Origin of the sequence: Microcystis sp. M090S1 (genome assembly GCF_020246295.1) — a bacterium.
Classification (GTDB): Bacteria; Cyanobacteriota; Cyanobacteriia; order Cyanobacteriales; family Microcystaceae; genus Microcystis; species Microcystis aeruginosa.
In genome coordinates, this window is record NZ_JADBTF010000025.1 from 1 (window position 1) to 7,620 (window position 7,620).

Here is a 7,620-nt window from a genome sequence, read left to right on the forward strand (position 1 = left end):
CCAAGCTTTTCTGGTCGGAACCCCCTAAGCCGAGTTTTCAAGGTGCTGCGCCGTCCACTTGGTTTTCGAGACTGGCCTTTTAATTCTAACGTAAAGCCAACCTAGAACGGCGGGGTTTCAGACCCAAAATTTCCGATGAACGGGAACTAGAGGAAATTCTGGAAATGGCACGGGATGCGGCGGAAAAAGCCCGATCGATGGGCGAGGTAATTACAGAAAATTCAAAAAAATGGCGAGAAAGAGCGAAACAATCGCCGCAAGTGAGATCGGGTGGCTGAAGTAACCGAACCGATATTTATGGGGAATAGTCGGGGGTTCGATCGATACGATAAACTAAACGATATCCACTCCAGAAAACCGCGATGGTTCAAGCGACCGAATATCTCTATATCGTTCGAGACGACGAGATCTTACACGGGGAACCAATTATCAAAGGAACCCGTACACCCGTCCGCGCCATCGTCGAAACTTGGCGTCTGGGGGTCGCTCCCGAAGAAATACCCCTAGGAATGCCCCATCTGACGTTAAGTCAGATTTTCAGTGCGTTGACCTATTACAGCGACCATCTAGAGGAAATTAACGCTTATATCGAGCGTAACCACATTCCCGACGACTTAATCGATCCGCTGCTAAAAAATTCGTGAATAATCTCTTCGGTGTAAAGGAACCCTTGTCACATCGAAACATTTCCTTAAGATATAAGACCGAAGGTTCAGTCTGGATACAGAATTGATATACCTAGAATCGCTACTCTGGCTCACCCTCTAGGCCATTCCCTTCCAGACTGCTAGGCTATTAGACAAGATGAATAACAATCAAACTCCACGGAAACAAGGACTATACGATCCCCAATTCGAACATGATGCTTGTGGTGTCGGTTTTATCGTTCATAAAACTGGTAAAAAGTCCCATGATATTGTTGAACAAGCCTTAACAATTTTATTAAACCTCGATCACCGTGGCGCGTGCGGTGCGGAAAAAAATACCGGAGATGGGGCGGGTATTTTGTGCCAAATCCCCGACCTATTTTTCCGGAAAGTGACCAGTAATCTAGGTTTTACCTTGCCGGCAGCCGGACAATACGGGGTAGGAATGCTTTACACGGCCCCTGATGCCGAAATTCGCGGGAAAGGTCGGCAGGAATTCGAGAAAATCGCCGCCGAAGAGGGGTTAAAAGTTCTCGGTTGGCGTGATGTTCCCACGGATAACTCCAGTTTAGGCAATTCGGCCAAATCTACCGAACCCTTTATCGAACAGGTTTTTATCGAACGCGATGCCAATTTAAGTGATGATCTGGCCTTTGAACGCAAATTATACGTTATTCGCAAACGTTCCCACCTCAGTCGTCAATCTTTTAATCGTTACTGGTATCCTTGCAGTATTTCGAGTCGTACCATTGTCTATAAAGGGCAATTAATGCCGGTACAGGTGGGTGACTATTTTCCCGATTTACGCGACCCCGACTTTCAAAGCGCTTTAGGATTAGTCCATTCCCGTTTTAGTACCAATACCTTCCCCAGTTGGGAACGCGCCCACCCTTACCGTTATATTGCCCACAATGGCGAAATTAATACCCTGCGAGGTAATATTAACTGGATGCACGCCCGTCAGTCGATGTTTGCCTCACCCTTGTTCGGGGAAGACATCAAAAAAATCCAGCCGGTAATTAATATCGAGGGTAGTGACTCCTTAATTTTTGATAATGCCCTAGAATTAATGGTTTTATCGGGGCGTTCTCTCCCTCACGCTGTCATGATGATGATTCCTGAACCCTGGGCGGCCCACGAATCGATGAGTGACGAGAAAAAAGCTTTTTATGAATACCATTCCTGTTTGATGGAACCCTGGGATGGTCCGGCCTCGATCGCTTTTACCGATGGTACGATGATGGGAGCAGTGTTAGACCGCAATGGTTTACGTCCTTCCCGTTACTACGTCACCAAAGATGACCTAGTAATCATGGCATCGGAAGCGGGAGTTTTACCCATTGAACCGGAACGCGTCGCTTTTAAAGGTCGTCTGCAACCCGGCCGGATGTTCCTTGTGGATATGAAAGAAGGTCGTATCGTGGCCGATGAGGAGATAAAAGAAGGTATTGCCAAAGCTCATCCCTATCGCCAGTGGTTAAACGAAAATTTAGTCAATTTAGATGATTTACCGGCTGTGGAAACTGCCCCACCTGAAACTCCTGTTTCCCTAATTCAACAGCAAACCGCTTTCGGTTACACTTTTGAGGAATTACGTCTTTTATTAGCCCCCATGGGCCGGGATGGAGTGGAAGCAGTGGGTTCCATGGGTTCCGATACACCCCTAGCCGTCTTGTCCGATCGGCCAAAACTGCTTTATGATTACTTTCAGCAGTTATTCGCCCAAGTCACTAACCCCCCGATTGACTCGATTCGCGAAGAAATTATCACCTCTCCCATCACCACTATCGGCGCGGAGAGAAATCTCTTGGATCCGCAGCCCGAAAGCTGTCACCTGATTAAACTTAACTCTCCCATCCTCACTAATGCCCAATTAGCGCGTTTACAGGGCAATAGCGAATTTAAAACCGTGACTATTCCCATTCTCTTCGATCCCACTTCGGGAGTCGAGGGGATGCGTAGCACAATTGAGGCAATTTGTCAAGAGGTGGACGAGGCAATTTTAGCGGGCGCGAGCATTATTATTTTAAGCGATCGAGGTATCGATAAAAATCACGCCCCGATTCCCTCACTGCTGGCGGTTGCCGGTTTACACCACCACCTCATCCGGCAGGGAACCCGTACCCGCGTCGGCCTTGTCCTGGAATCCGGCGAACCCCGGGAAGTGCATCACTACGCCCTTCTCCTCGGTTATGGTTGCGGTGCGATTAATCCCTATCTAGCCTTTGCCACCCTCGGCAGTATGATCGAGGAAGGTTTATTGGTAGGAGTTGACCACCAGAGTGCCTGTAAAAACTACATAAAAGCCGCCACCAAGGGCGTAATTAAAGTGGCCTCTAAAATTGGCATTTCTACCCTGCAAAGCTACCGTGGGGCGCAAATATTCGAGGCTATTGGCTTAAATCGATCGGTAGTCGATCGCTATTTTACTTGGACAGCTTCCCGCATTGAAGGGGCCGATTTAGAAATTATTGCCAAAGAATCCCTGCTCAGACATGGCCACGCTTTCCCCGACCGGGACGTTAATGTGCATACCCTCGATATTGGCGGTGAATATCAATGGCGTAAGGACGGGGAAGCCCATCTTTTTAGCCCAGAAACCATTCATAACCTGCAACAAGCGGTAAAATTGGGCAAATACGACCTCTTTAAGCAGTATTCCCAACTGGTCAACCAACAAAATCAAAAATTCTTCACCCTGCGGGGATTATTAACCTTTAAAAACCGGGAAAGTATCCCCATCGAAGAAGTGGAACCGATTGAAGCGATTATGAAACGCTTTAAAACCGGGGCCATGAGTTACGGTTCCATTTCCAAAGAGGCCCACGAATCCCTCGCTATTGCCATGAATCGTATCGGTGGCAAGTCGAACACCGGGGAAGGGGGCGAAGATTCCGAGCGCTACACTTGGACAAATGAACAGGGAGACTCGAAAAATAGTGCCATTAAACAGGTGGCTTCCGGCCGTTTTGGTGTCACCAGTCTTTACCTCTCCCAAGCGCGAGAATTGCAGATAAAGATGGCCCAGGGGGCAAAACCTGGCGAAGGCGGTCAATTACCGGGTAAAAAAGTCTATCCTTGGATTGCCAAAGTCCGTCACTCCACCCCCGGAGTTGGTTTAATCTCTCCCCCACCCCACCACGATATCTACTCGATTGAAGACCTAGCGGAGTTGATTCATGACCTAAAAAATGCCAATCGTGCGGCCAGAGTGAGCGTAAAACTGGTTTCTGAGGTGGGAGTTGGCACAATCGCCGCCGGAGTCGCTAAAGCTCACGCCGACGTGGTTTTAATCTCTGGTTTCGATGGTGGGACTGGTGCCTCACCCCAAACCTCGATTAAACACGCGGGTTTACCCTGGGAGTTGGGACTAGCAGAAACCCATCAAACATTGGTGTTAAATAATCTTCGCAGTCGCATTGCGGTGGAAACCGATGGCCAGATGAAAACTGGCCGCGATGTGGTGGTGGCGACCCTATTGGGGGCCGAAGAATTCGGTTTTTCGACCGCGCCACTGGTGACGTTAGGCTGTATTATGATGCGGGTTTGTCATCTTAATACCTGTCCGGCGGGGGTAGCGACCCAGGATCCGTTATTACGGAAGAATTTCATCGGGGATCCTGAATATACGGTGAATTTCATGAAATTTATCGCCCAGGAAGTGCGGGAAATTATGGCCGAATTGGGATTCCGCACCTTAAATGAAATGGTGGGGCGAACTGATGTATTAGAGCCGAAACAGGCTGTAGAACATTGGAAAGCGAAAGGAATTGACCTAACTCCAATTCTCTATCAACCGGAGGTAGATGCAGAGGTAGGACGCTATTGCCAGATTCCCCAGGACCACGGTTTAGATAAGTCCTTGGATATAACCGTTTTACTGGATTTATGCAAGGATGCCATTGAAAAAGGCGAAAAAGTCAAGGCGACACTACCGATTAAAAATATTAACCGCGTGGTGGGGACGATTTTAGGCAACGAAATCACTAAACGTCACTGGGAGGGTTTACCCGAAGATACCGTACATCTCCATTTTCAGGGCAGCGCGGGGCAGAGTTTCGGTGCTTTTGTTCCCAAAGGAGTGACACTGGAGTTAGAAGGGGATGCCAATGATTATGTGGGTAAGGGTTTAAGCGGTGGCAAAATCATCGTTTATCCGCCCAAAGGTTCCACTTTTGTGGCCGAGGAGAATATTATCATCGGTAATGTGGCTTTATACGGCGCGACCAGTGGTGAGGTGTATATTTCTGGGGTTGCTGGGGAACGTTTTGGGGTGCGTAACTCTGGGGTGACTACGGTGGTTGAGTCCGTTGGCGACCACGCTTGCGAGTATATGACTGGGGGTAAAGTCGTTGTTTTAGGGCCTACCGGTCGCAATTTCGCCGCCGGGATGAGTGGTGGTGTCGCCTACGTCCTCGACGAGTCGGGGGATTTCGCCACTCGTTGCAATACCCAAATGGTGGCTTTAGAGGCGCTAGAAGGGGAAGAAATCGACGATTTACGCGAGTTAATTCAACGCCATGCTGATTACACCCATAGTCAAAAAGCAGCCCTGGTTTTAGCAAATTGGTCGGAAATGTTGCCCAAGTTTGTTAAAGTAATGCCCAAGGATTATAAGCGGATGTTGCAGTGTATTAAAGAGGCGTTAGATTCCGGTTTAACTGGCGATTCTGCCCTCGATGCGGCTTTTGAAGCCAACGCCCGCGATGTGGCAAGGATTGGCGGTAGTTAGAGTTTCATGGGGGGCTGAATAAGCCCCCTTTTTTTCAATAGACAAGTTAAAATAGAGGGTAGATGTTGTTTATAGACCTAACTCCTGTCATTCCAATGGACACACAAAACAATTTTCTCACCTTTGAAATCTTCGCATTTGACACTTCTAATCAATCTCATATCAAAACTCCTGATAATTTAGTCCATCTTCTCGCCTCGAATAATTCATTTTGGAAGGGAACACAACAAATAGATTGTAACAGTCGCCAAATCAAGGATAATTTTATAGAAATTACAGTAAATCCAATTAAATTTGATCAAGACAGCAAAGATAAATGTATTACAGGTTTTTCAATTGTTGTAAAGGGAGAATATGGTTGTTTAGAACCTCAACGTATTCCAATTTTAAAATTTTTCAAAGACCAAAAATTAGAAAAACTGGATATAGTAAAAGACGAAATTTCTGAACAGATTGCTGATCAAATTTATCCTTATATTAATCGTGTGGAACGCCGTTTAAGAGACTACATAACGAAATTCATGACAACCAAGATAGGAGTGAATTGGTGGAAAACGGAAGCCCCCGAAGAGTTGATCAAGAAAGTTAATCACAGAAAAAATAATGAAAAAGAATTTTCAATCCATATTGACAATCAACTCTATCTGATAGATTTTGATGATTTAGGTGAGTTTATATACAAGCTTTCATCTGGTTGTAGAACCAAAGAGGATTTAATTAAAAAAATTGATAGGCTTGAAGAAACTCCCGAAGCAATTCGTAAATTAAAAGAAGAAACTAAAAGCAACGGTGATAAGTTTTTTAAGGAATCATTTAAAGACAGAAATTTTCAATCTAATTGGGAGAAACTGTATAAAACCAGAAACAAAGTAGCTCATAATAATCTTTTTACCCAAAAGGAGTTGGACGAAGCCCAAAAAATATACCAAGACTTAATTCAAACAATCAAGAACGCGGAGCAGAAACTTGAAGGACTGATATTAACTACTGAAGAAGTAGGATTAATACAAGAAGAAGCAAATTCTATAGAAGATAGACAATATCCCATCGAAAAATTGATGGATATAGTAGGAAAGTTACCATCCAAAAAATTGATGGCTCCATTAAGAAAGTCACCATCCAAAAAGATGGATCTAGTAGGAAAGTTACCATCATGCCATTCTCTTATCACTCCTTCTGGCTTAAACTTAAGACGAATGAAAACCGAAAAATTGATGGATGCATTAAGAAAGTTACCATCCGAAAAATTGATGGATCTATTAAGAAAGTCACCATCTGACGGGTTCTTCGGTTTGTGCTATGCAATGGACGGAGTTATAAGGGATGAAACCCTTATAGAGAAAGACATTGATGCGATTTTGTCAATTGTTTTCGATCTAGAACGAACTAATCAATAGAACTCTTGCCAGATAAGGATTTAGTCGATTTATGCCACCCTATTGAACCATACCAAGTAACGAAGAACCATCTGACGTTAAAAAAATGATAGATTAATACGAGCGAGATAGGAAAGAATTTATTGAAAACAAGAGAAATTAATGAACGCAATTTATGAACTTTATTCCGATGTAATTTTACTACAAAACATTCCCGAAGAATGATTATCCGCAGGAGACGTGGGGACATTGGTAGAAAAACATCAAATCGAGGGATTAGAAAGGGGTTATAGTGTCGAGTTTTTCAATATGTTGGGAAAAACGATTACTGTTGTCACCATGGCCGAAAATTCCCTCCGTTTCCCCACCCACGAGGATCGACCTTGACCCTACAGGACTGATATTTTCCAATCTTTAGCAGAATATCGGCATCTAGAAGAGGGTGCGATCGCACGGCAGTTATAGTTGAGAGGGTGTGTTACACTAACCTTAAGGCACTGTGTAGGCCGTACTCGAATTACTTCTCAACAATCCATGATGATAAAAAATCTACGAGTTAGTTATGATGGAATGGTTTTCCGTCCCGAAGAAAAGATTGAATTAGAACCCAATACCCATTACATCATCCAAATTATTTCTCGGGAAGATCCACTAGAAAATAACCATAAAAATGCTTGGGAACTGTTAGAAGAAATGGCTGGCACCTATGAAGCTCCAGAAGATCGGTCAAGGGAACACGATCATTATTTATATGATACTCCCAAAAGAAATATAAGCGATGAATAAGTCCAAACTTTTTTTAGATACGGTCTTTATCCAAGCAATTCTCAATCCTCATGATCAATATCATCAAATTGCTATGCAG

3 protein-coding genes and 2 pseudogenes are annotated in these 7,620 nt (G+C 44.7%); all 5 read left to right on the forward strand.

The features are described 5' to 3' along the window. The first annotated feature begins 362 nt into the window (after positions 1-362). The 5 genes and pseudogenes from IM477_RS01035 to IM477_RS01060 all read left to right on the forward strand — a co-directional run bounded on the left by IM477_RS01035 (position 363) and on the right by IM477_RS01060 (position 7,541). Entirely contained in the window at positions 363-644 is a 282-nt protein-coding gene (locus tag IM477_RS01035; protein WP_104396872.1) for a DUF433 domain-containing protein, read from the forward strand. A gap of 160 nt (positions 645-804) precedes the next feature. Then, on the forward strand, positions 805-5,379 hold the full coding sequence (gltB, locus tag IM477_RS01040; RefSeq protein ID WP_287730150.1) for a glutamate synthase large subunit: 4,575 nt from the start codon (positions 805-807) through the stop codon (positions 5,377-5,379). Positions 5,380-6,683: 1,304 nt separating this feature from the next. After that, positions 6,684-6,865, forward strand: a pseudogene (locus IM477_RS01050) (hypothetical protein). A gap of 127 nt (positions 6,866-6,992) precedes the next feature. Further along, positions 6,993-7,142 (forward strand): annotated as a pseudogene (locus tag IM477_RS01055) (DUF4926 domain-containing protein); the annotation flags it as partial. 150 nt (positions 7,143-7,292) lie between these two features. Then, entirely contained in the window at positions 7,293-7,541 is a 249-nt protein-coding gene (locus IM477_RS01060) for a hypothetical protein (RefSeq protein ID WP_353845522.1), read from the forward strand. Positions 7,542-7,620: the final 79 nt, after the last annotated feature.